The organism is Coprococcus sp. AM97-35 (assembly GCF_027697525.1).
In the GTDB taxonomy this organism is placed as follows: domain Bacteria; phylum Bacillota; class Clostridia; order Lachnospirales; family Lachnospiraceae; genus Allocoprococcus; species Allocoprococcus comes.
The window spans coordinates 98,763-121,368 of record NZ_JAQESL010000003.1 but is presented as its reverse complement, the minus strand read 5'-3'; the positions used below and the strand labels follow the sequence as shown (position 1 = coordinate 121,368).

At 45.0% G+C, this 22,606-nt stretch carries 23 protein-coding genes and 1 other RNA gene; 21 read left to right on the top strand and 3 right to left on the bottom strand.

The features are described 5' to 3' along the window. Window positions 1–2 precede the first annotated feature (2 nt). The 13 genes from PG840_RS03990 (at window position 3) to PG840_RS03930 (ending at window position 12,651) form a co-directional block, all read left to right on the top strand. Window positions 3–977 carry a bile acid:sodium symporter family protein gene (locus PG840_RS03990; protein ID WP_117557677.1) on the top strand — a complete coding sequence of 325 codons (975 nt, stop codon included), beginning with the start codon at window positions 3–5 and terminating at the stop codon, window positions 975–977. A 285-nt stretch (window positions 978–1,262) separates the two neighbouring features. Next, window positions 1,263–2,225, top strand: coding sequence for a beta-ketoacyl-ACP synthase III (locus PG840_RS03985; protein WP_270613374.1), 963 nt, complete (start codon window positions 1,263–1,265; stop codon window positions 2,223–2,225). A 36-nt stretch (window positions 2,226–2,261) separates the two neighbouring features. Then, window positions 2,262–2,486: an acyl carrier protein gene (locus PG840_RS03980; protein WP_008372743.1), complete on the top strand. Its 225-nt coding sequence runs from the start codon at window positions 2,262–2,264 to the stop codon at window positions 2,484–2,486. Window positions 2,487–2,521: 35 nt separating this feature from the next. Further along, window positions 2,522–3,460: an enoyl-[acyl-carrier-protein] reductase FabK gene (gene fabK / locus PG840_RS03975; RefSeq protein ID WP_055249162.1), complete on the top strand. Its 939-nt coding sequence runs from the start codon at window positions 2,522–2,524 to the stop codon at window positions 3,458–3,460. Then, the gene (fabD, locus tag PG840_RS03970; protein ID WP_008372746.1) at window positions 3,453–4,373 is read left to right on the top strand and encodes an ACP S-malonyltransferase; all 921 of its coding nucleotides are present in this window, start codon (window positions 3,453–3,455) and stop codon (window positions 4,371–4,373) included. The genes fabK and fabD overlap by 8 nt, the downstream gene beginning before the upstream one ends. 27 nt (window positions 4,374–4,400) lie before the next feature. Beyond that, a complete protein-coding gene (gene fabG / locus PG840_RS03965) occupies window positions 4,401–5,156 on the top strand; it encodes a 3-oxoacyl-[acyl-carrier-protein] reductase (protein ID WP_270613373.1) in 756 nt (251 codons plus the stop codon). Window positions 5,157–5,829: 673 nt separating this feature from the next. Then, window positions 5,830–7,068 carry a beta-ketoacyl-ACP synthase II gene (gene fabF, locus PG840_RS03960; RefSeq protein ID WP_270613372.1) on the top strand — a complete coding sequence of 413 codons (1,239 nt, stop codon included), beginning with the start codon at window positions 5,830–5,832 and terminating at the stop codon, window positions 7,066–7,068. A gap of 10 nt (window positions 7,069–7,078) precedes the next feature. Further along, window positions 7,079–7,546 carry an acetyl-CoA carboxylase biotin carboxyl carrier protein gene (accB, locus tag PG840_RS03955; RefSeq protein ID WP_118199674.1) on the top strand — a complete coding sequence of 156 codons (468 nt, stop codon included), beginning with the start codon at window positions 7,079–7,081 and terminating at the stop codon, window positions 7,544–7,546. Window positions 7,547–7,566: 20 nt separating this feature from the next. Continuing rightward, window positions 7,567–8,013 (top strand): 3-hydroxyacyl-ACP dehydratase FabZ, encoded by a 447-nt coding sequence (fabZ, locus tag PG840_RS03950; protein ID WP_008372752.1) that lies wholly within the window; start codon window positions 7,567–7,569, stop codon window positions 8,011–8,013. Next, complete coding sequence (locus PG840_RS03945; protein WP_270613371.1) at window positions 8,006–9,361, top strand: acetyl-CoA carboxylase biotin carboxylase subunit; 1,356 nt, start codon at window positions 8,006–8,008, stop codon at window positions 9,359–9,361. The genes fabZ and PG840_RS03945 overlap by 8 nt, the downstream gene beginning before the upstream one ends. A gap of 26 nt (window positions 9,362–9,387) precedes the next feature. Next, on the top strand, window positions 9,388–11,085 hold the full coding sequence (locus tag PG840_RS03940) for an acetyl-CoA carboxylase carboxyltransferase subunit alpha (protein WP_270613370.1): 1,698 nt from the start codon (window positions 9,388–9,390) through the stop codon (window positions 11,083–11,085). A 15-nt stretch (window positions 11,086–11,100) separates the two neighbouring features. Next, entirely contained in the window at window positions 11,101–12,171 is a 1,071-nt protein-coding gene (locus tag PG840_RS03935) for an NAD(P)H-dependent flavin oxidoreductase (RefSeq protein ID WP_270613369.1), read from the top strand. A 39-nt stretch (window positions 12,172–12,210) separates the two neighbouring features. After that, complete coding sequence (locus tag PG840_RS03930; protein WP_117557686.1) at window positions 12,211–12,651, top strand: MarR family winged helix-turn-helix transcriptional regulator; 441 nt, start codon at window positions 12,211–12,213, stop codon at window positions 12,649–12,651. A 64-nt stretch (window positions 12,652–12,715) separates the two neighbouring features. Here the strand turns inward: PG840_RS03930 and PG840_RS03925 are convergent, their stop codons facing one another. Next, window positions 12,716–13,435 carry an NAD-dependent protein deacylase gene (locus PG840_RS03925; RefSeq protein ID WP_270613368.1) on the bottom strand — a complete coding sequence of 240 codons (720 nt, stop codon included), beginning with the start codon at window positions 13,433–13,435 and terminating at the stop codon, window positions 12,716–12,718. A gap of 194 nt (window positions 13,436–13,629) precedes the next feature. On the opposite strand from PG840_RS03925, the gene PG840_RS03920 reads away from it, so the two are divergent. From PG840_RS03920 to ssrA, 7 genes are all read left to right on the top strand, one after another. Further along, window positions 13,630–14,505 carry a YitT family protein gene (locus tag PG840_RS03920; protein ID WP_117557687.1) on the top strand — a complete coding sequence of 292 codons (876 nt, stop codon included), beginning with the start codon at window positions 13,630–13,632 and terminating at the stop codon, window positions 14,503–14,505. Further along, the gene (locus tag PG840_RS03915) at window positions 14,498–15,688 is read left to right on the top strand and encodes a YncE family protein (RefSeq protein ID WP_117823475.1); all 1,191 of its coding nucleotides are present in this window, start codon (window positions 14,498–14,500) and stop codon (window positions 15,686–15,688) included. Before PG840_RS03920 ends, PG840_RS03915 begins: the two co-directional genes overlap by 8 nt. Before the next feature lie 89 nt (window positions 15,689–15,777). Next, window positions 15,778–16,020 carry a preprotein translocase subunit SecG gene (gene secG / locus PG840_RS03910; protein WP_008372776.1) on the top strand — a complete coding sequence of 81 codons (243 nt, stop codon included), beginning with the start codon at window positions 15,778–15,780 and terminating at the stop codon, window positions 16,018–16,020. Window positions 16,021–16,091: 71 nt separating this feature from the next. After that, the gene (gene rnr, locus PG840_RS03905) at window positions 16,092–18,242 is read left to right on the top strand and encodes a ribonuclease R (protein WP_270205631.1); all 2,151 of its coding nucleotides are present in this window, start codon (window positions 16,092–16,094) and stop codon (window positions 18,240–18,242) included. Next, window positions 18,235–18,708, top strand: a complete 474-nt coding sequence (smpB, locus tag PG840_RS03900; RefSeq protein ID WP_055156322.1) for an SsrA-binding protein SmpB — start codon at window positions 18,235–18,237, stop codon at window positions 18,706–18,708. The genes rnr and smpB overlap by 8 nt, the downstream gene beginning before the upstream one ends. 134 nt (window positions 18,709–18,842) lie before the next feature. Next, window positions 18,843–19,445 carry an ECF transporter S component gene (locus PG840_RS03895; RefSeq protein WP_044999095.1) on the top strand — a complete coding sequence of 201 codons (603 nt, stop codon included), beginning with the start codon at window positions 18,843–18,845 and terminating at the stop codon, window positions 19,443–19,445. Between the two features lie 155 nt (window positions 19,446–19,600). After that, window positions 19,601–19,946, top strand: a transfer-messenger RNA (tmRNA) gene (gene ssrA, locus PG840_RS03890). 105 nt (window positions 19,947–20,051) lie between these two features. On the opposite strand, the gene PG840_RS03885 is transcribed toward ssrA, so the two are convergent. Further along, window positions 20,052–20,330 carry a DUF3343 domain-containing protein gene (locus PG840_RS03885; RefSeq protein WP_055156326.1) on the bottom strand — a complete coding sequence of 93 codons (279 nt, stop codon included), beginning with the start codon at window positions 20,328–20,330 and terminating at the stop codon, window positions 20,052–20,054. 1 nt (window position 20,331) lies between these two features. Then, window positions 20,332–21,606: a double-cubane-cluster-containing anaerobic reductase gene (locus PG840_RS03880; protein ID WP_117557690.1), complete on the bottom strand. Its 1,275-nt coding sequence runs from the start codon at window positions 21,604–21,606 to the stop codon at window positions 20,332–20,334. A 314-nt stretch (window positions 21,607–21,920) separates the two neighbouring features. On the opposite strand from PG840_RS03880, the gene PG840_RS03875 reads away from it, so the two are divergent. Further along, entirely contained in the window at window positions 21,921–22,463 is a 543-nt protein-coding gene (locus PG840_RS03875; RefSeq protein ID WP_195509173.1) for a GNAT family N-acetyltransferase, read from the top strand. The last annotated feature ends 143 nt before the right edge of the window (window positions 22,464–22,606 follow it).

The following is a 22,606-nucleotide window of genomic DNA, read 5'->3' as shown; positions in this document are numbered from 1 at the left end:
CTATGGAAAACAGAATGAAAAAAGTGGGAAAGGTCAGCTCTTTTCTTACAAAATATATCGGGATCATCATTATCTGTTTTTCCATCATTGCATTTTTCTGGCGTGACGGTTTTGCGTGGACAACGAGCTACACTTCTGTATTTCTCGGAGTTGCCATGTTCGGCATGGGGCTTACGATCAAGATGGACGATTTCAAAAGAGTCTTTTCCAGACCAAAAGAAATCCTGATCGGATTCATCGCACAGTACACGATCATGCCGGTGATCGCGTGGATCCTGTGTCAGCTGATGCAGCTGCCGACAGATCTGGCACTTGGCGTGATCCTGGTTGGTTGCTGTCCGGGCGGAACGGCAAGCAATGTGATCACCTATATCGCCGGAGGTGATGTGGCACTTTCTGTCGGAATGACGATCACATCAACTCTTGCAGCACCGATTGTAACACCACTTCTGGTGTATGTACTCGCCGGAGCCTGGGTAGAAGTATCCTTCTGGGCAATGGTAATTTCTGTAGTAAAGGTTGTTCTGGTTCCGGTACTTCTGGGAATTCTGATCAACTGGGTCTGGGGAAAACAGATCCAGAAAATATCAGAGGTTCTGCCACTGATCTCAGTTGTATCAATCGTAATGATCATCAGCGGAATCGTAGCCGTCAATGCAGAAAAAATCTTAAGCTGCGGACTTCTGGTTCTTGGAGTTGTGATGCTTCACAATCTCTGCGGAATGGGAATCGGACTTGGTGCAGCGAAAATTTTACATATTGAGTACGATAAGGCAACCGCTATTGCCATCGAAGTCGGAATGCAGAACAGTGGACTTGCAATTTCCCTTGCGACTGCCAATTTCGCGGCAAATCCACTGGCAACCCTTCCGGGGGCGATCTTCAGTGTATGGCATAATATATCCGGATCTTTGTTTGCAGGGATCCGCAGGAGCGGAGAACAGACGAAAGAGGCATATCAGGAAGTTACAGAATAAGAAAAATCCTGCGATTTTGAATTGGCAAAATCGCAGGATTTTTTGTACTCAGAACAGAAAATACAGAGACTAAAGCACGTCATTTTTGTACCGATTTGAATGGCAGATGAATGGGAAAGAAGAGAACAGGAACTCTTCTTTTCCATTCATTTGCCCCTCGCGTCAAACAAAAAAATTTCCCTCTTGTCAAATCATTCCGATTATGTTATATTATCAAATAGTTTGAATATAAAAATATTTTAAACGAAAAAGATTTTAAAACAAAAATAAATGGAGAGAACAACCATGAGAGGAAGGATATGCGGTACCGGTTCTTATATACCGGAGCATTATTACGACAACAATGATCTCGCGAAGTTTGTGGAGACGAATGATGAATGGATCCGTGAACGGACCGGAATTGTGCGCAGACATATTGCAGAAGAAGATACAACAGTCAGCATGGCGATAAAAGCGGCAAAAAATGCACTTACAGATGCAAAATTAAATGCAGACGATCTGGATCTGATCCTGGTATCTACAATCACGCCAAACACCGTGATCCCAAGCACTGCCTGCGAAGTCCAGAAAGAGCTGGGAGCAGTAAATGCAACCTGTTTCGACATCAGTGCCGCATGCAGCGGTTTTGTGTATGCCTACAATACTGCGCAGGCTTACATAGCAGCCGGAATGTATCAGAACATTCTGGTGATCGGAAGTGAAACCCTATCCGGAATTGTCAACTGGAAAGACAGAGGAAGCTGCATTCTTTTTGGTGACGGGGCAGGAGCAGCCGTGATCTGTGCAGAAGAAGGTGAAATCTTTCCGGCAGTTACCCATTCTGACGGAGCAAAAGGACAGGTACTTGCCTGCGAAAGCCGTCAGCAGAAAAACTGGCAGGACAAAGAAAATGAAAAACAGACTTATGTATCCATGGATGGACAGGCAGTTTTCAAATTTGCCGTAAAAAAAGTGCCGGAAGTCATTGGAGAACTTCTGCAAAAAACAGATCTGACCGAGAAAGATATTGATCTTTTCGTTCTGCATCAGGCAAACTTACGGATCATCGAATCTGTGGCAAAACGGATGAAAACAGACCTTGCAAAATTCCCGGTCAACATTGAAGAATACGGTAATACATCATCCGCCAGCATCCCAATCCTCCTGGATGAACTGAACAAAACCGGTCGCTTCCACAAAGGACAGAAGATTGTTCTCTGCGGCTTCGGTGCCGGACTCACCTGGGGAGCCACACTCATAGAGTGGTAAATATAAAAATAATCAAACAATAAGGAGACTAAGAACATGTTAGAAAAAGTAAAAGAAATCGTAGCAGAAGGACTTGACGTAAACGCAGCAGACCTCACAGAGGAGACAACTTTTGAATCTCTTGGAGCAGATTCCCTTGATCTGATGGATATGGTTATGACATTTGAAGATGAATTTGGTGTGGAAATCGATACGGAAGCAATCGGTGATCTCAAGACAATCGGAAGTGTTGTAACATACATCGAAGGACTGAAAAAATAAGAATCGCAAAAACACAGACAGAAAGAGGTTGTAATATGAAAACAGAAGTAACCGAATTACTTGGAATCGAGTATCCGATCATCCAGGGCGGAATGGCCTGGGTTGCTGAGTATCATCTTGCGGCCGGCGTATCAAATGCCGGCGGGCTTGGGCTCATCGGGGCTGCAAGCGCCCCGGCTGAGTGGGTACGTGAACAGATCAGAGAAGCAAAAAAGCTGACTGATAAACCATTTGGAGTAAATATCATGCTGATGAGTCCTTATGCAGAGGACGTGGCAAAAGTAGTAGCGGAAGAAGGCGTAAAGGTTGTAACGACAGGCGCCGGAAGCCCGGAAAAATATATGAAAATGTGGAAAGAAGCAGGAATTAAAGTCATTCCGGTGGTTGCATCCGTTGCACTTGCAAGAAGAATGGAACGGTGCGGGGCAGATGCAGTTGTTGCGGAAGGATGTGAATCCGGAGGACACATCGGAGAAAATACGACTATGGTACTGGTTCCACAGATTGTAGACGCAGTGAAGATTCCGGTAATCGCAGCCGGAGGAATCGCAGATGGAAGAGGAATTGCGGCAGCATTTATGCTGGGAGCAAAAGCCGTACAGATGGGAACCCATTTTGTTGCGACCGAAGAATCTATCGTACATGAAAATTATAAAAATGCGATCATCAAAGCGAAGGACATTGATTCCAGAGTAACCGGAAGAAGCACAGGACATCCGGTAAGAGCACTTCGCAACCAAATGACGAAAAAATATCTGGACCTTGAGAAAAACGGTGCATCCTTTGAAGAACTTGAGCACCTTACACTTGGAGGCTTAAGAAAGGCCGTTGTAGACGGAGATGTGACAAACGGAAGCGTAATGGCGGGACAGAGTGCAGCCATGGTAAAAGAGATCATGAGCTGTAAAGACCTGATCCAAAAGCTGGTAAGTGAGACGGATGCACTGATCGGAGGCAAAGGATTTTATGAATAAAACAGCATTCATTTTCCCGGGACAGGGCGCGCAGAAGTGCGGTATGGGAAAAGATTTTTATGAAAACAGTGAACTTGCAAAAGAGATTTTTGATACAGCAACAGCAGAGCTTGGACTTGATATGACAAAGCTTTGCTTTGAAGAAAATGAGCAGCTGGATCAGACAGAATACACTCAGGCAGCCATGGTAACAGCCTGTCTTGCAATGACAGCCGAGATTGAAAAGAGAGGTCTTACACCGGATGTGACAGCCGGGCTCAGCCTTGGAGAGTACTGTGCGATCAGCGCAGCGGGAGGTATGCAGCCGAAAGACGCCATTTCTCTTGTGAGAAAAAGAGGGATTCTGATGCAGAATACCGTTCCGGCAGGTGAAGGAGCCATGGCGGCAATCCTGGGACTAGATGGAGAGACGGTTGAAAAAGTGACGGAAGAAATTCCGGGTGCGTCTGTGGCAAATTATAACTGTCCGGGACAGATTGTAATTACAGGAAAGACCGCAGCGGTAGAAAAGGCAGCAGAGTCTTTAAAAGCAGCCGGAGCAAAAAGGGCGGTTCTGTTAAATGTAAGTGGTCCGTTCCACTCAAAGATGCTGGAAAGTGCAGGCGAAGAGCTTGCGAAGGAAATGGAGAAGAGAAATTTTGAACCACTTGCCATTCCTTATGTGACGAATGTTACGGCAAAATATGTGACGGATATCAAAGAGACAAAAGCACTTCTTGCAAAACAGATTTCTTCACCGGTACGATGGGAGGAAAGTGTGAGAACTATGATTGAAGATGGTGTAGACACTTTTGTGGAAATCGGACCGGGAAAAACACTCGCCGGATTTATGCGGCGTATCGACAAAGGTGTCAAAGTATATAATATCGAAACCTGGGAAGATATGGAAAAAGTAATTGCTGAACTGGTGTAAAAAACAGGCAATGGAAAGGAAAAGCATATGACAGACAGAGCAAATTTGGAAGGACAGATCGCGGTGGTTACCGGCGCGTCCCGTGGAATTGGAAAGGCAATTGCGAAGGAGCTGGCTGCACAAGGAGCAACAGTTGTGATCAATTACAATGGTTCTGAAGCAAAAGCAGATGAAGTAAAACATGAAATTGTAGAAAAGGGTGGATGTGCCCAGTGTATGCAGTGCAATGTGGCAGATTACGAGGGATGTGAAGCATTTATAAAAGCAGTGATTGAGCAGTTTGGAAGAATCGATATTCTGGTAAATAATGCAGGGATCACAAAGGATGGTCTGCTGATGCGTATGAGTGAAGAAGATTTCTCCGATGTCATTGATGTCAATCTGAAAGGAACTTTCCATTGCATCCGTTTTGCATCCAGACAGATGATGAAGCAGAGAAGCGGAAAGATCATCAATCTTGCATCTGTAGTTGGAATCAGCGGAAATGCCGGTCAGGTAAACTATGCTGCATCTAAAGCAGGAATTATTGGAATGACCAAATCTGCGGCAAAAGAACTGGCATCCCGCGGAATCACGGTTAATGCGGTTGCACCGGGCTTCATTGAAACGGAGATGACAGAAGTTCTTTCCGATAAGCTCAAAGAAGAAATGAGAGGTCAGATCCCTCTTGCCAGAATGGGACACTCAGAAGATGTCGCGAAGGCAGTGGCGTTTCTGGCGTCTGAGCATGCGAGTTACATTACGGGGCAGGTTCTGCAGGTCGATGGGGGAATGGTGATGTAAAAATGGTTGTAGAGAAGGTTGAGGGACAAATTGTACAAAAGATGTCCTTCAAATTCAGACTCGCAAACCATTCCGATGAGCCTCCTAAAACAAGGATTGTGTCAGCAAAGGCTTCCACAATCCTTTGAGTCTCATCTCCATTGCTCGAAAAATGAATTTGAATGACATCTTTTGTACAGTTTGTCATTCAACTTTGTCGAGAAAACCATTTTACATCCGTGAAGTAGTTCAATATACCAAGTGCGGATCGCGAAGGGGAAGAAATTAGTTTTAGTTTTCATTTGTACTGCGGGTAGGAAGAGTAAGAAATCTGATTAGAGGAAATGATCAAATGAGCATTCAATAGTAAAAATTAAAATCGTAACTTATCAAAAGTTAAAAATGATAAATTTTTTCAAAAAGTAAAAACAGTCAACAACACACCAAAAATGTTTCGTGGAAAACGTGTTTTAGACAGTAGACTTGAGTGCCACGAAGCACAAATATTATCGGAAGCATTCAATTTTTGTGCAATGGAGATGAGACTCAAATCATTGTGGAAGCCATTGCTGACACAATGATTGATTTCGGAGGCTCGTCGGAATGGTTTGCACAACTGAATGTCTCCGATAATATTTGTGCGGAGTGGTGTCACAACCTACCAATCCACACATTTTCCACCAAAGGAGGCAATATGAAGCGCAGAGTTGTTATTACGGGGCTTGGAGCGATTACCCCGATTGGTAATACAGTAGAAGAATTCTGGAACGGTATCAAAAATGGAACCGTAGGAATCGGTCCGATCACAAAATTTGATACAACCGAATATAAAGTGAAGATCGCAGCGGAAGTCAAGGACTTTGTTGCAAAGGAACGGATGGATTTCAAGGCATCGAAGAGAATGGAAACATTTTCCCAGTATGCGGTTGCAGCGGCGAAGGAAGCGTGTGCGGATGCGGGATTTGAAATCGAAAAAGAGGATCCATACCGTTGTGGCGTGATCATCGGTTCGGGAATCGGAAGTTTGCAGCAGATTGAGAAGCAGTACACGACGATTCAGGAAAAGGGACCGGGAAGGGTGGCACCACTGATGGTTCCGATGATGATTTCCAATATGGCAGCCGGAAATGTATCGATCCAGCTTGGGCTTAAAGGAAAGTGCACCAATGTCGTTACAGCGTGTGCAACGGGAACCAATTGTATCGGGGATGCGCTTCGTGCCATTCAGTACGGAGATGCGGATGTAATGTTTGCAGGTGGTACGGAAAGCTGTATCTGTCCGACGGGGATTGCTGGATTTACCGCACTTACCGCACTTACTACCAGTGAAGATCCACTACGTGCATCGATTCCATTTGACAAAGACAGAAGTGGATTTGTTCTTGGAGAAGGAGCCGGCGTGGTGGTTCTGGAAGAGCTGGAGCATGCGAGAGCAAGAGGCACAAAGATTTACGCAGAGCTTGCAGGTTACGGGGCAACCGGAGATGCTTACCATATCACTTCCCCGGCAGAAGACGGAAGCGGTGCGGCAAAGGCGATGGAGCTTGCGATGGAAGAGGGCAGCGTGACACCGGAAGAAGTACAGTACATTAATGCACACGGAACCAGCACGCATCATAATGATCTGTTTGAAACCTATGCGATCAAGAAAGCATTCGGCGATGCGGCAAAGGATGTGGTTGTGAATTCAACGAAATCCATGATCGGTCATCTTCTTGGTGCGGCAGGTGCGGTAGAGTGTATCGTTACTGTAAAATCTATTCAGGATGGATTTATCCATCAGACCGTTGGAACCAGGGAATGTGATGAAGAATGTGATCTGAACTATGCAGTTGGCGCACCGGTCGAAAAAGAGATCAAATGTGCGCTCACCAATTCCCTTGGATTTGGCGGGCACAATGCAACCCTTCTTTTGAAGAAGTATGAAGGATAGAGGTAGAAGGATGGAATTAGAAAATCTGGTAAAACTGATTCAGACCGTTTCAGATTCGGACCTGACAGGATTTCAGTATGAAGAAAACGGTGTGAAATTGAAAATACAGAAAGAAAAAGAACAGATGGTTGTCAGTACAGGGGCAGCACAGCTGACGACAGTACAAAACGTGCCAGGAGCGCAGAGTAATGCAGTATCGGCACTGAAGTCGGAGGATGGACCGAAAAAAGGAAAAGAAGCAGAAGGGCAGCTGATCAAATCCCCTCTGGTTGGAACCTTTTACGCAGCACCGTCGGAAGAGGCAGCACCATTTGTGGCAGTTGGCGATCATGTGGCAAAAGGACAGACGGTTGCCATCGTAGAGGCGATGAAGCTGATGAATGATATTGAGTGTGATTTTGACGGTGTGGTATCGGAAGTACTCGTGAAAAATGGAGAAACTGTGGAATACGGACAGCCATTATTCCGAATCGCATAGCTGGATGGAGGGCGAAAAGCATGAAACATTTGGGAATCAAGGAAATTCAGAAAATCATTCCGCACAGACATCCGTTTTTGCTGGTAGATTATATCGAAGATTACGAGCCGGGGGAATATGCAGTTGGCTATAAATGTGTGACTTACAGAGAGGACTTTTTTGCCGGACATTTTCCACAGGAGCCGGTGATGCCGGGAGTGCTGATCGTAGAAGCACTGGCGCAGGTCGGTGCAGTAGCGGTTCTGATGCAGGAAGAAAATAAAGGAAAGCTCGGTTATTTTGGTGGGATTAAGAACTGCAAGTTCCGCAGAAAAGTTGTTCCGGGTGACAAGTTAAAACTGGAAGCAAGAATTATTCGTCAGAAGGGACCACTGGTAATCGGAGAAGCTGTTGCATCAGTGGATGGAGAAGTTGCAGTAAAGGCAGAGTTGTCTCTGATGATCGGGAAGGCGGAAACAGATGATTAAGAAAGTATTGATCGCAAACCGTGGAGAGATCGCAGTTCGGATCATCCGTGCCTGCCGGGAAATGGGGATCGAGACGGTTGCAGTTTATTCAGAAGCAGATAAAGAAGCATTGCATACACAGCTTGCAGATGAAGCAATCTGTATTGGACCTGCACCATCTTCGGAAAGCTATCTGAATATGGAGCAGATCATCAGCGCGACCATCGTGTCGGGAGCAGATGCGATCCATCCGGGATTTGGTTTCCTTTCTGAAAATACGAAATTTGCAGAGCTTTGTGAGAAGTGCAACATCATTTTTATTGGACCGGATTCGAAAGTGATCAGCAGGCTTGGAAATAAATCCGAGGCGAGAAATACCATGGCAAATGCCGGGGTTCCGATCATTCCGGGAAGCCGGGAAGCGATTTATGATGCAGCAAAAGGAAAAGAAGTTGCAAGAGAGATTGGCTATCCGGTGATCGTAAAGGCGGCTCTCGGCGGAGGCGGAAAAGGAATGCGTGTGGCGGAAAATGAAGCCGCATTTGACATGGCATTCCGTACCGCACAGAAAGAGACCAAGGCAGCTTTTGGGGATGACACTATGTACATCGAGCATTTTGTGCAGCATCCGAAGCATATCGAATTTCAGATCATGGCGGATAAGTATGGAAATGTGGTGCATTTAGGAGAACGGGACTGTTCGGTGCAGAGAAATCATCAGAAGATGATCGAAGAATCTCCATGTGCCGTGATTTCGGATGAGCTTCGCCGGAGAATGGGCGAAGCAGCGGTAAAAGCGGCAAAGGCAGCACATTACGAAAATGCAGGAACCATTGAATTTCTGCTGGAAAAGAGCGGGAATTTTTATTTTATGGAAATGAATACCAGAATCCAGGTGGAGCATCCGGTCACAGAATGGGTGACAGGGATCGATCTGATCAAGGAACAGATCCGGATCGCAGACGGTCAGCGGCTTTCCTTTACACAGGAAGATGTAAAACTGACCGGTCATGCCATTGAGTGCAGGATCAATGCGGAAAATCCGGAAAAGAATTTCCGCCCGTGTCCGGGAACGATCACCGATATGTACCTTCCGGGAGGAAAGGGGGTGCGGATTGATTCAGCAATTTACAGTGGATACACTGTACCGCCATATTATGACAATATGCTGGCAAAGCTGATCGTATTTGCAAAGAACCGTACTGAAGCGATCCGGAAGATGCAGAGTGCACTTGGTGAGGTAATTATAGAAGGCATTGATACCAATGTGGATTATCAATATGATATTTTGCATGATCCAAAGTATCAGGCAGGAGATTTTGATATTGAATTTATTGCCGAAAAAGAAGCAAAGAATCGGCAAGGTTAGCTCTACAAAAGCGGAGGTAAAGCAATTTGAAACTGTCAAATATGTTCAAGAAAACAAGCAGAAGAGGGTATATATCTCTTGGCGAAGGAAAGCCTGCCCATATGGCACCGGAGGTTCCGGAGGGACTTCTGAAAAAATGTAACGTTTGCAAATCTGCCATTCTGACAGAGGATGTGAAGAAGGGGTATTATATCTGTCCAAAATGTCAAAATTATTTCCGTGTGCATGCGATGCGCCGGATTGAAATGGTAGCAGATGCGGATACCTTTGAAGAGTGGGACAAGGGACTTACTTCGGGAAATCCGCTGCATTATAAAGGCTATGAAGAAAAGGTAGAAGCACTGCAGGAAAAGACCGGGCTTGATGAGGCGGTTGTAACCGGAAAAGCGAGGATCGCGGGAAATGAAGTAGTTCTTGCAGTCTGTGACGGGCGGTTTATGATGGCGAGCATGGGAAAGGTGGTTGGCGAAAAAATTACCCGTGCAGTAGAAAAGGCAACCGGTGAGAGACTTCCGATTATCATATTTGCCTGTTCCGGAGGTGCCAGAATGCAGGAGGGAATCCACTCTCTGATGCAGATGGCAAAGACTTCGGCGGCACTGAAAAGACACCATGATGCAGGCTGTTTATATGTAAGTGTGCTGACCGATCCGACAACCGGTGGGGTAACGGCAAGTTTTGCCATGCTTGGAGATATCATTCTTGCCGAGCCGGGGGCGCTGATCGGTTTTGCAGGTCCTCGTGTGATTGAACAGACCATAGGGCAGAAGCTTCCGAAAGGATTCCAGAGGGCAGAATTTCTTCAGGAGCACGGATTTGTGGATCAGATTGTGGAGCGTCCGCGTCTTAGGGAGACACTGGCGGAAATTGTAGCAATGCATAAGCAGAGGACATACGATTTGCCGGAAGTAGAAGAAAAGGAAACACAGGCGGTACGGAAGAATCTGACACCATGGGAACGGGTGCAGTTATCCAGAGACAAGGCTCGTCCGGTCGGTGCGGAGTACATTGAAGAATTGTTTACAGATTTTATGGAATTTCATGGAGACCGTTATTACCAGGATGATAAGGCGATCATTGGCGGGATTGCAAGATTTCACGGAATGCCGGTGACGGTGATCGCGCAGGCAAAGGGTCGCACGACAAAAGAAAATATCGAGCGTAACTTTGGGATGCCGTCACCGGACGGATACCGCAAAGCCCTTCGTCTGATGAAACAGGCAGAGAAATTTAACCGTCCGGTCATCTGTTTTGTAGATACGCCGGGAGCGTTCTGCGGGCTGGAAGCAGAAGAGAGGGGACAGGGTGAGGCAATCGCAAGAAATTTATTTGAAATGTCAAATCTTCAGGTTCCGATCCTGTCTGTTGTGATCGGAGAAGGTGGAAGCGGGGGGGCTCTTGCGATGGCAACTTCAGATGAAGTGTGGCTTCTTGAAAATTCGATTTACTCCATTCTTTCGCCGGAAGGATTTGCAAGTATCCTGTGGAAGGACAGCAGCCGTGCAAAAGAGGCGGCAGGTGTGATGAAGCTGACAGCAGATCATCTCCTGAAAGCAGGTATCGTGGAACGGGTGATTCCGGAGCCGGAAGACTTCAATCTGGAAACATTTACAGAAGTGACAGATCCGATGGATGATTATATCAGTATTTTTTTAAAAAAATATGGAGCAATGACAAAGGAAGAACTTACCGAAAAGCGGTATGACAGATTTCGCAGGATGTAGTAGAGGAGAAGAAAAATGAAAGGATTACCGGAACTTGTGATTGGTGATTTGAAAGTAAAAAGACCGGTCATTCAAGGGGGAATGGGAGTCGGTGTGAGCCTTGGACAGCTTGCCGGAGCGGTTGCAAAGGAAGGCGGAGTCGGGATCATCTCAACCGCACAGATCGGATTTCGTGAACCGGATTTTGAAACGAATACAAGGGCGGCAAATATCCGCGCAATTGGATCTGAATTCCAAAGAGCAAGAGAGACGGCTCCGGATGGTGTGATCGGATTTAATATCATGGTTGCGCTGAAGGATTATGATGAACATGTGAAAGCAGCAGTGGATGCCGGAGCAGATCTGATCGTATCCGGGGCAGGGCTTCCGATCGAGCTGCCGGGACTTGTGGAGAATAGCAGTACCAAGATCGCTCCGATCGTATCGACCGAAAAATCGGCTAAAGTTATTTTAAAATACTGGGATAAAAAATTTTCCAGGACCGCAGACCTGGTTGTGATCGAGGGACCCAAAGCCGGAGGACATCTGGGGTTCGACCGGGAGCAGCTGGAAACTTACACACAGGAAAGTTATGATAATGAAATCGAGAGGATCATGGCAGTGGTCAGAAAGTACGCCCAAAAATATCAGGTGCATATCCCGGTGGCAGTAGCCGGAGGAATTTCGGATAAAGATGCGGCAGAGCATGCCTTTTCATTAGGAGCAGATGCGGTCCAGGTGGCAACAAGATTTGTCACGACCTGGGAGTGCGATGCAGATCTCAGTTATAAGCAGAGTTATCTGAATGCGAAGAAAGAGGATGTCATTCTGGTGAAAAGTCCGGTTGGAATGCCGGGAAGGGCAATTAAGAATCCATTTATCAGTCATGTAATGGCAGGAGAGAGGGTGAAGCCTAAGAGATGTCTTGGGTGTCTGAAAAACTGTAACCCGGCGGAAGTGCCATACTGTATCACGGAAGCACTAATCAAAGCGGCAAAAGGTGAGATTGGGGAGGCACTTCTGTTCTGCGGAGCGGATGTGTGGAAAGCAGAAAAAATAGAAACTGTGAAAGAAGTGATTGATTCTTTGTTAGGTGACTGTGTATAATTGAACTAGAAAAAGACACAGCAAGGAGAAGAAGGGGAATTGGACGCATACGAAAGCATCAATAAGATATTGGTACATCTTTTTAATGATATATGGGGACTGGAAGAAAAAGCAGTGATCACAGAAGAGTTTAAGGATCTGACGAACAATGATATGCATATCATTGAGGCGGTCGGTCTGGGTGACGGGAATAATATGTCTACGATCGCAAAGAAGCTTGGGATTACCGTAGGATCTCTGACGACTTCGATGAACAGTCTGGTCAATAAAAAGTATGCGGTCCGCCACCGGAGTGAGGAAGACCGCCGGATCGTCAATATCAAGCTGACGGAAAAAGGGGAGAAGGCATATCATCATCATGCGAATTTTCATAAGAAGATGGTAGAAGCTGTTGTTGAGACGCTGGATGAAGAAGAGATCCCGGTTCTGACAAAGGCACTGGACAATCTGTATCAGTTTTTTAAGACGTATAACGGTTAAAATGAAAAATCCTCTGTCACTCTTTCATTAGAAAGGGCAGGCAGAGGATTTTTGGATTCTCCGGCTATACATGGATCCGGTCTAATACTTCTCCGATCGGCTCATGGATCGTCAGAGTTGCGCCTACATCACGGGCAGTTGCATCCTTGTTGATGAGTACCAGATATCTGCCGTGGAAATAATCGATAAATCCGGCAGCAGGGTAGACTACAAGAGAAGTACCGCCGATGATCAGCATATCTGCTTCTGAGATGGCGCGGATACTTTTCTGGATAATCTGATTATCCAGTCCTTCTTCGTAGAGAACTACATCCGGGCGGATAGTTCCGCCGCAGTCGCAGGTTGGGATTCCTTTCGATTCTTTTATAAAACGTGCACTGTACTGCTTTTTGCAACGCATGCAGTAATTGCGGTGGATACTTCCATGAAGCTCCAGTACATTTTTGCTTCCGGCAGCCTGGTGGAGTCCGTCGATATTCTGTGTGATAACGGCGGTCAGCTTTCCGGCGGCTTCCAGCTCGGCAAGCTTCAGATGTGCTTTATTTGGTTTCGCATCAAGGAACATCATTTTCTCTTTATAAAAATCATAAAATTCTTCCGTATGCTGCATGAAAAAGCTGTGGCTTACAATCTGCTCCGGTGAGTAGCGGTACTTTTGTTTGTAGAGTCCGTCTGCACTCCTGAAGTCCGGAATATTACTCTCGGTAGAGACGCCGGCACCGCCGAAAAAGACGATTCGGTTGCTCTCGTTAATCATGTCCTGTAACTGTCTGATCTTGTCCATAACTTGCTAACCTCTTTTCCTGGAAAATCAAAACCTGTCTTTTTAATCACAGTATACCAAATGAAACGAAAAAAGAGAATAAAATAAAAAAATTCCTTGTCCACAAAACATGCACCGAGTATACTATAAAGTATTGGGTTGCGGAAAATTGGGGAAATCTGCAGACAAAATACATATGTCAAGGAGAGCGTAATATGAAAATGTCAAACATGAAGAATCTGTGCCTGATTTTATTTGGGAATACAGTATATGCACTTGCAATTGTAATGTTTATCCTGCCGAATGATATCATTACTGGAGGGACCACGGGGCTTGGAATTGCCGTAAACCATTATTTCGGATTACAGATTCATACATTTGTACTGATCTTCAACACACTGATGTTTCTTCTGGGGGCGGCAGTGCTTGGTATGAAATTTGCACTTACTACACTGGTTAGTACGTTTTATTATCCGATCATTCTGGGAATACTGGAGAATGTTCCGGTATTACAGAACGTCACAGACGATAAGATGCTTTCAACGATCTGTGGAGGTCTGATGATCGGACTTGGAATCGGAGTTGTTATAAGATGCGGAGCATCAACAGGAGGTATGGATATCCCACCGCTGGTATTGAATAAGAAATTCGGGCTTCCGGTATCTGTTATGCTTTATGTATTTGATTTTGCAATTCTGATCTTCCAGATGGTATTTACCAATAAAGAAGAGGTCATCTATGGTATCCTTCTGGTACTGATTTACACGGTGATGCTGGATAAAGTGCTTCTGATGGGATCGACCAGAACACAGGTCAAGATCATTTCCGGAGAGTATGAGAAGCTGAACCATCTGATCCAGGAGAAGCTTGACCGAGGAACTACACTGGTCTACACGCAGACCGGTTATTTGAGAAAGGATCAGCCGATGATCCTTACCGTTGTATCTAACCGTGAACTGATGCGGCTGAACCAGATCGTGCAGGAGATAGATCCGCACGCATTTATGATCATTGGCAATGTAAATGAGGTCAGAGGACGGGGATTTTCAACACAGAAAGTATATAAAAACGAAGTGGGCATGAATGAATAAACAAGAGCTTGAGAATGAGGAAGTAAGACAGGAAGAGAAAAAAGCAAAGAAGAAAAAGGTCCGGAAAAAGAAGACCATGCTTGGACATATCCGCAGTATCATCAGTATTCTACTGGTTGTGGGAATCATCGGAGGAAGCTACTGGTATTACGCATTCCAGTACAGAACCGAGATGGAGCCGGAAACTAACCGGAAGGTGACGAATACGGATTCCGTTTACACGATGGAGCAGTATCTGAAAACGCTGAAGCGTAACCAGACTGTTTATAAGTACGCCTGCGATGAAGCTGAAGTAGACAATTACTACGGGACTTATGTTGTGCCTGGTCTGAAGTCAACAAGAACGCTGAAAGTAAAAGGGGACGGAGAAGCAGAAGTTTGCACATCCATGACACCACAGGGACTTGCAATTACAGAGGATTATATTCTGGTCAGTGCTTATTGTAAGACAAAGGCACATGATTCGGTGATCTATGTGATCGACAAAGAAAGCAGACGGTTTGTGAAAGAGATTGTGCTGAACACCAAAGCACATGTGGGCGGAATGGCATACGATACGATGAACCAGATCCTGTGGGTGACAGGACAGGGTTCCACTTGGGCGCAGGCAAATGCGATCACGCTGTCCCATCTGGAGAACTATTCCTTTGATGATGGGTATCATCCGATTGAATTCGATATGTCTTACAATCTTTACAAGATCAAGCGGGCATCATTTATGACGTATCATGACGGTGCATTGTTTGTCGGATTCTTTACACAGGATAATGCCAGTGTCATTGAAAAATATCTGATCAATGCAGACGGTACCTTGTATGAAAAAGAAGATATGAACCTGAAACGGACGGTCGGCGTGACGGATCCGGTTGCCTATGCGGTCAGTATGCAGGTAATTTCTGGTAAGGTGCAGGGAATGGCATTTTACAACAATAAGATCCTGCTTACCAGATCCTGGGGAATCCTGCCATCGGAGGTACAGATCTTCAACTATTCCAGATATGGAATCTTGTCAACTTCCGAAGCTTATAAGACGATCAAGTTTCCAGAGAGACTGGAACAGATCTATCAGGATGGTGGCAGCATTTATGCACTTTTTGAGTCGGGGGCTTATGCCTACCGGATGTCATCCATTAACCGGATTGACCGGGTTGTGAAGCTGAAAGGAAGCAAACTGGTAAAATAAAGACTGAAATCCATGAAATTTGCTTGAATCGGAAGTAGATTTATGGTAAAATACATGAGTGGTTCAAACATCAGGAGGTGTGATTAGTAATGGAAATTTTAAAAACAGTACTTTTAATTTTATTTGCAATAGATTGTATCGCATTGACAGTAATCGTATTGATGCAGGAAGGTAAGTCAGCAGGTCTTGGAACAATCGCAGGTATGGCAGATTCTTATTGGGGACAGAACAAAGGACGTTCTATGGAAGGCGCACTTGTTAAGTCTACCAAGTTTTTAGCAATTCTGTTTATCGTACTTGCAGCAGTCTTGAACCTGAAAGTTTTTGCATAACGAATGATTGAAAGAAGATGAGGAACACTCTATAGTATCTATAGGGTGTTCCTTTTTTGACAGGAGAAGAGATGGACGAATTATTTGAAAAAAGAAAGAAAATTATTTATGAATTTATCTGTGATGAATTTTATGTGCCGATGAAGCTGAAAGAGCTGTCGATGCTGCTTCAGGTTCCGAAAGATCAGAAAGGGGAACTCAAAGCTGTCATGGACAGCCTGGAAAAGGAAGGCAGGGTACATGTCACACAGAAAGGAAAATACATCAAAGGTGAGGCAAAGCAGCTGCGGGGAATGTTCCAGGCAAATGCGAGAGGCTTCGGCTTTGTTACTGTGGAAGGTGAGAGTGAAGATATCTTTATCTCTGAAGATGATATGAACGGTGCCATGCAGGGAGATGAGGTAGAGGTTGTCATCACCAAAGCACCGGAAGGAAAGCGAAGAGAAGGAAAGATCACGAAGATCGTACAGAGGGGAATCCAGCGGATCGTCGGCTATTATCAGAGCCGGAAGAATTTCGGATTCGTTGTGCCGGATAATGAGCGTTTCCTGCAGGATATCTTCGTACCGGCAGAGCGTTCTAAAGGAGCTGTGACCGGGCATAAGGTTGTGGTCGAGCTGACCTCTTATGGGGAGAATGGAAAGAAGCCAGAAGGAAAGATCGTAGAGATCCTGGGACATGTGACCGATCCGGGAGTTGATATTTTGTCGATTGTCAAAGGATATGATCTGCCAACCGAATTTCCGGAGAAGGTATTGAATCAGGCAGAGCGTGTGGCAAAAGCAGTGACGACCGCTGATATGGCAGGACGGAAAGACGTGCGGAGCTGGCAGACCGTGACGATCGACGGCGAGGATGCGAAGGATCTGGATGATGCGATCACTCTGACAAAAGAGGGAGACCGTTATATTCTGGGTGTGCATATCGCTGATGTGACCAATTATGTGCAGGAGAACAGCGCCCTTGACCGGGAAGCACTGAAAAGAGGTACCAGTGTTTATCTGGCAGACCGTGTGATCCCGATGCTGCCAAGAGTTCTGTCTAATGGAATGTGTTCATTAAACGCAGGCGAGGACCGGCTGGCACTGAGCTGTATCATGACCATTGATGCGAAGGGAAATGTAATCGATCACCAGATTGCAGAAACTGTGGTAAATGTGGATGAACGCATGAGCTATACCAGTGTGAAAAAGATTCTTGAGGATCGGGATGAGGCAGAATGCGAGCGATATCATGATCTGATCTCGATGTTTGAGCTGATGAAAGAACTGTCACACATTTTGAGAGAAAGACGCCACAGAAGAGGGGCAATCGACTTTGATTTTCCGGAGGCAAAGATTATTTTAAATGAAAGCGGTGAGCCGGTGGATATTAAGGCTTACGACCGCAACGTGGCAACGAAGATCATCGAGGATTTTATGCTTGTTGCAAATGAGACGGTTGCAGAGGATTATTTCTGGCAGGAGATTCCATTCTTATACCGTGTGCATGAAACACCGGATGATGATAAGATGAAGAAACTTGTGACATTTTTGCAGAATTTCGGATATACCATGCATATGCAGGGAGGACAGGAGATCCGTCCAAAGGAAGTCCAGAAGCTTCTGGATAAGATCGAGGGGACTCCGGAAGAAGCCATGATCTCAAGGCTTGCACTCCGTTCGATGAAGCAGGCGAGATATTCGCCGGATAATGACGGACATTTCGGACTTGCGACCCAGTATTATACGCATTTTACTTCACCGATCCGGCGCTATCCGGATCTGCAGATCCACCGGATCATCAAAGATAATCTTCGAGGCAGGATGAACGATGCAAAGAGGAATCATTATGAAAAAATCCTGCCGGAGGTGGCGATGGAGACAAGCTCCTTAGAGCGCCGTGCGGATGAGGCAGAGAGAGAGACGCTGAAGCTGAAGAAGGTACAGTATATGCGGAATTTCTTCGGACAGGAATTTGAAGGAGTTATTTCGGGTATCACAAAGTGGGGAATCTATGTAGAGCTTCCGAATACCGTAGAAGGGCTGGTACATGTTACCAATATGACGGACGATCATTATGATTACGACGAAGAACATTATCAGATGATCGGTTCCCATATCAGAAAGACCTATAAGCTGGGGCAGAAGGTGCGTGTGAAGATGATCGATTGTGATGAGATATCAAGAACCATTGATTTTAGACTTGTAAAGGAAAGAAAAGAGGAGAGAGAAGATGGCTAAGGCAAAAGCGCAGGGCAAGATGATTGCGAACAATAAAAAAGCGTATCATGACTATTTTATCCTGGATACTTATGAGGCGGGAATTGCACTTGCAGGTACGGAAGTAAAATCCCTCCGCATGGGAAAATGCAGCATCAAAGAATCCTTTATCCGTATTGAGGATGGGGAAGTGTTCATCTATGGAATGCATATCAGCCCATACGAAAAGGGAAATATTTTCAATAAAGATCCTCTGCGTGTGAGAAAGCTCCTTCTTCACAAATCGGAGATCAACAAACTGATCGGCAAGACCAAGGAAAAAGGAATGGCGATCGTGCCACTGAAGGTGTATTTCAGCAAGAGTCTTGTCAAGGTAGAGATCGGACTGGCAAAAGGTAAAAAACTATATGATAAGCGTGATGATATCGCGAAAAAAGACCAGAAGCGTGAGGCAGAAAGAGAATTCAAGATCCGCAATTTCGGATAAAACAAAACTGTCCCCTTGAAAAAAGTGAAAATTGTATATTTTTACAGAGACAGTGACGCGGTACAATGTTCAATAACCTGATGAATCAATGTACTATAGTGTTTCAAAAGGAATAAGAAAGGATGGGACAGACTATGAAAACAAATTCAACCGTTATGAAAATTGCACAGACAGCGCTGTTTGCTGCACTTTGCTACGTAATCTTTACGTATCTGCAGATTAAAATACCGATGCCGGGAGGAGATGCAACATCAATCCACCTTGGAAATGCGTTCTGTGTGCTTGCCGCACTTCTTTTGGGCGGCTGGTACGGCGGACTTGCAGGAGCGATCGGAATGGGAATCGCGGATGTGATGGATCCGATCTATATTACCGGAGCACCGAAGACATTTATCCTGAAGCTCTGCATCGGACTGATCACAGGACTTGTAGCGCATAAGATCGCAAAGATCAATGAAAGCACCGACAAGAAATACATTTTCAAATGGAGCCTGCTGGCTTCTGTTGCCGGACTTGCATTTAATGTTATTGCAGATCCGATCGTCGGATACTTTTACAAACAGTACATTCTGGGACAGCCGCAGCAGATGGCAGAGGTTCTTGCAAAGTGGAGCGCAGCTGCTACCTTTGTAAATGCGATTCTTTCTACGATTGTTGTAGTGATCATCTACAATGCGCTGAGACCGGCACTTGCAAAGAGCGGAATGCTGGAAGTGGGAAAGACAAAAGAAGCGTAAAATGACAGAGTGAGTAAATTATATGCGGAGATGCCTTGACATGAGCCTGGATGTCCGCATATAATATATAGAGCAAATGGGAGAGCAGAAGGCTGACTTCTGAACGGATCTTGTTTGCAGAAGCGTATTTTTGATGATACGGCTTCCAAGAACCAGGGCTTGTACTGGTTTCGACGGGGGCACGGAAGTCAAGGAAGCCATCCGTAGCGGGACACTACGTTAAAAGTTCCAACTAAATATAAACGCAGACGAAAATTTAGCGTACGCTGCCTAGTTGCAGCAGTCGGTCTTGAGTCTCTCATCGCTTAAGTAACCGGCTTCGACCAGATGAGGCACTTCGTTTCCAAAGCTTTGAGGGAATGGAAGAATTTATGAAGCTACTAAAGTAAGTAGCCTGTTGTTCGGCGGCTTATGGAGGGAATGTCAAAAGAATGACTGTGATGGGAGATGCCTTTATGGAAGAGCTTTCGGACAGGGGTTCGATTCCCCTCAGGTCCATACCTGTAAAACCGCTGAAAATGAGATGATTCAGCGGTTTTTGAATATGATGAGTCAAAATGAGGAGAGAGCTTTTCGCTTTCTCCTCATTTATCATACACTCTGCATTTAACAATATCGGTCTCTCTTTTTCTGCAACTGATTTTCCAATGGAACGATGTTTACATATTCCGCATGATTCTCTTCGATGCATGTCCTGACTGCATCAATGTCATCCGGATGGATCAGAAGCGCCATCCCGCAGGCTGCTTTGCCGTCAGTGTCACGTGGGGCAGGTGCAATCCGGTTAGGAAGACCTTGCTTATCCAGAAGCTCATGGAGCATCATGCCCTGTGTGTGATTGTCAAAGAGAATATAATAGCGGATATGTTTATTTTTTTCTTCCATTTTACTGATTCAGCATCTCCACAAATGCTCCGATTCTTGTACGAAGCTGTTCAGCATCTTTATCGGTGTAATCTGTTTCCAGAGAGAGTACCGGAATATTTTTCGCCTTCAGTGCTTCTGAAACTGCAAGCTTTTCTGTGTCATACAGGCAGCAGAACATCAGACTGCAGTCGATGACGCCATCTACCTGATATTCGTCTACCATACGGAGAATATCGTCGATACGTCCGGTATTTGGTGTGAAGCATGCACAGTTTGTCTTCATGTAACGTTTGGACAGATTCATGAACTGTTCATCCAGCGTTTCACCGGATTCGTCTACAAGATTTTCAAAATATCTTGTTCCTGTACACATCTCTTCGCAGACAACAGCAGCGCCGCTTGTCTCGATGATGTTATGTAATTTCCAGTTCGGAACTGCAAGAGGTGTTCCTGTGATCAGGATACGTTTTGTACCCTCCGGTACAACGGATACGCCATCTTTGATTCGCTGTTCCAGTTCGTCAGCCAGACGGTTACACATCTGGGCGCAACGTACCGGATCATCGAAGAAGGAAATCTGGGTCATGAGCAGAGCATCTCGTCCGGAAATTGGCAGACATTTTGATTTTCTGCAGTCATAAACTCTCTGAAGAGCTTTACGCTTCTCATTGCAGATACTGATCGCTTCTGCAAGCTTTTCCGGTGTAATTTCGTTTCCGGTGAATTCTTCTACAATCTTTGCAAAATCTGTAATTTCTTCTTTCCATTTGATAATATCTTTCTCACGCTTCATCTGTGGAACGTCCATAATATGCATTGGAACGTCTTTCCCGAGAATCTCGTAAGCTTTCTTCTTGCCATCGCAGGTAGTTTCCCCGACATACATATCTGCGATACGGAAGAACGGACAGGTACGTCCAAGTCTTGCTCCTACAGAAGCTTTTACAAGCGGACAGACATTTTTCGGAAGGACTTTTTCGCCGTCCGGAACCCAGAACTGTGATCCACCGCAAAGTCCTGTTACGATACCATTTGCAGCGATAATTACTTCATCCGGTACATATACGCAGAAGGTTCCGAATACCTTGCGTCCTTTTTTCTGCTCTTCAATGAGTTCGGCCGGGCGGATACCGTGCACCTCAGCGATGACCATATCCCAGAAGTCCATTGCCTTCGGGCGGTTTTCCTGTGTCATAAATACATCCCCAACTGCTGTCGGAAGAACCTGACAGAGATTGTCATGATTTTTGACATCCATCCCAAGGTCTTCCCACATTTTTTCATAATCAGCCATTTTCATTTCCTCCTTTTATACAATGACGATTTGTTAGTATCCATATATTTTGTCGCTATCCATATAAAATATTGTACAAAATGACGAATGAGTTAGTCAATGCATATGGTGAAATGTGTAAAATAACTATAAATAGGACGATATATAGAAAAAATGAATTATTGAAATACGTTTTACGTATAACCATGCAAATGTGGAATGTTGAAACTATAAAATCCTTATGATATACTGAGACAGCAGATTAACGTATAGAATAGAATTTGAAGAAAACAAATTTATTAAAAATTTAAATATCAAGACTGAGGTGGAAGAGTATGCTGGAGACCGAAAGATTAATACTGAGAAAATGGACAGAGGAAGATGCGGAAAGTCTGTTTGAATACGCAAAAGATCCGGAGATCGGACCTGCTGCAGGATGGCCGCCGCATAAGAGTGTGGAGGAAAGCAGAGCTGTCATCAAAAATGTATTTGATGGAGCAGAGTGCTACGCAATCTGTGAAAAGGAAAATAATATTGCGATAGGTGCTGTGGAACTGAAACTGAATGGATACACGAATAAAACAAAGCGTGACGATGAGTGCGAGCTTGGATATTGGCTTGGACAGCCATTCTGGGGAAGAGGCTATATGCCGGAAGCTTCTAGAGAGTTATTGAGACATGGATTTGAAGATCTTGGCATGACAACAATCTGGTGCGCTTATTATGATGGCAATCTGAAATCAAAAAGAGTGCAGGAAAAGCTGGGATTTGTTTATCATCATACCTGTAATGAAGTTCCTGTGCCGCTTTTACATGAGGTGCGGGTTGAACATACGAATGTTATGACAAAAGAGCATTGGGAAGAAATCTACAGGTAATGGTCTGGAAAGCAGGAAGTAAGGGGGAGATATGCTGACGGAAAAAGAGAAAATCTGTAAAAAAAATCTGTAAAAAAACTGAAAAAAGTATTGACATTTGTAGAAAATAATAGTAGACTAAACAAGTCGCATAAATGTGATGA

Coding starts and splice junctions, on each gene's coding strand:
- PG840_RS03990 (WP_117557677.1), top strand. CDS start 3: ATGGAAAACAGAATGAAAAAAGTGGGAAAGGTCAGCTCTTTTCTTACA.
- PG840_RS03985 (WP_270613374.1), top strand. CDS start 1,263: ATGAGAGGAAGGATATGCGGTACCGGTTCTTATATACCGGAGCATTAT.
- PG840_RS03980 (WP_008372743.1), top strand. CDS start 2,262: ATGTTAGAAAAAGTAAAAGAAATCGTAGCAGAAGGACTTGACGTAAAC.
- fabK (WP_055249162.1), top strand. CDS start 2,522: ATGAAAACAGAAGTAACCGAATTACTTGGAATCGAGTATCCGATCATC.
- fabD (WP_008372746.1), top strand. CDS start 3,453: ATGAATAAAACAGCATTCATTTTCCCGGGACAGGGCGCGCAGAAGTGC.
- fabG (WP_270613373.1), top strand. CDS start 4,401: ATGACAGACAGAGCAAATTTGGAAGGACAGATCGCGGTGGTTACCGGC.
- fabF (WP_270613372.1), top strand. CDS start 5,830: ATGAAGCGCAGAGTTGTTATTACGGGGCTTGGAGCGATTACCCCGATT.
- accB (WP_118199674.1), top strand. CDS start 7,079: ATGGAATTAGAAAATCTGGTAAAACTGATTCAGACCGTTTCAGATTCG.
- fabZ (WP_008372752.1), top strand. CDS start 7,567: ATGAAACATTTGGGAATCAAGGAAATTCAGAAAATCATTCCGCACAGA.
- PG840_RS03945 (WP_270613371.1), top strand. CDS start 8,006: ATGATTAAGAAAGTATTGATCGCAAACCGTGGAGAGATCGCAGTTCGG.
- PG840_RS03935 (WP_270613369.1), top strand. CDS start 11,101: ATGAAAGGATTACCGGAACTTGTGATTGGTGATTTGAAAGTAAAAAGA.
- PG840_RS03925 (WP_270613368.1), bottom strand. CDS start 13,435: ATGGACAAGATCAGACAGTTACAGGACATGATTAACGAGAGCAACCGA.
- PG840_RS03920 (WP_117557687.1), top strand. CDS start 13,630: ATGAAAATGTCAAACATGAAGAATCTGTGCCTGATTTTATTTGGGAAT.
- PG840_RS03915 (WP_117823475.1), top strand. CDS start 14,498: ATGAATAAACAAGAGCTTGAGAATGAGGAAGTAAGACAGGAAGAGAAA.
- secG (WP_008372776.1), top strand. CDS start 15,778: ATGGAAATTTTAAAAACAGTACTTTTAATTTTATTTGCAATAGATTGT.
- rnr (WP_270205631.1), top strand. CDS start 16,092: ATGGACGAATTATTTGAAAAAAGAAAGAAAATTATTTATGAATTTATC.
- smpB (WP_055156322.1), top strand. CDS start 18,235: ATGGCTAAGGCAAAAGCGCAGGGCAAGATGATTGCGAACAATAAAAAA.
- PG840_RS03895 (WP_044999095.1), top strand. CDS start 18,843: ATGAAAACAAATTCAACCGTTATGAAAATTGCACAGACAGCGCTGTTT.
- PG840_RS03885 (WP_055156326.1), bottom strand. CDS start 20,330: ATGGAAGAAAAAAATAAACATATCCGCTATTATATTCTCTTTGACAAT.
- PG840_RS03880 (WP_117557690.1), bottom strand. CDS start 21,606: ATGGCTGATTATGAAAAAATGTGGGAAGACCTTGGGATGGATGTCAAA.
- PG840_RS03875 (WP_195509173.1), top strand. CDS start 21,921: ATGCTGGAGACCGAAAGATTAATACTGAGAAAATGGACAGAGGAAGAT.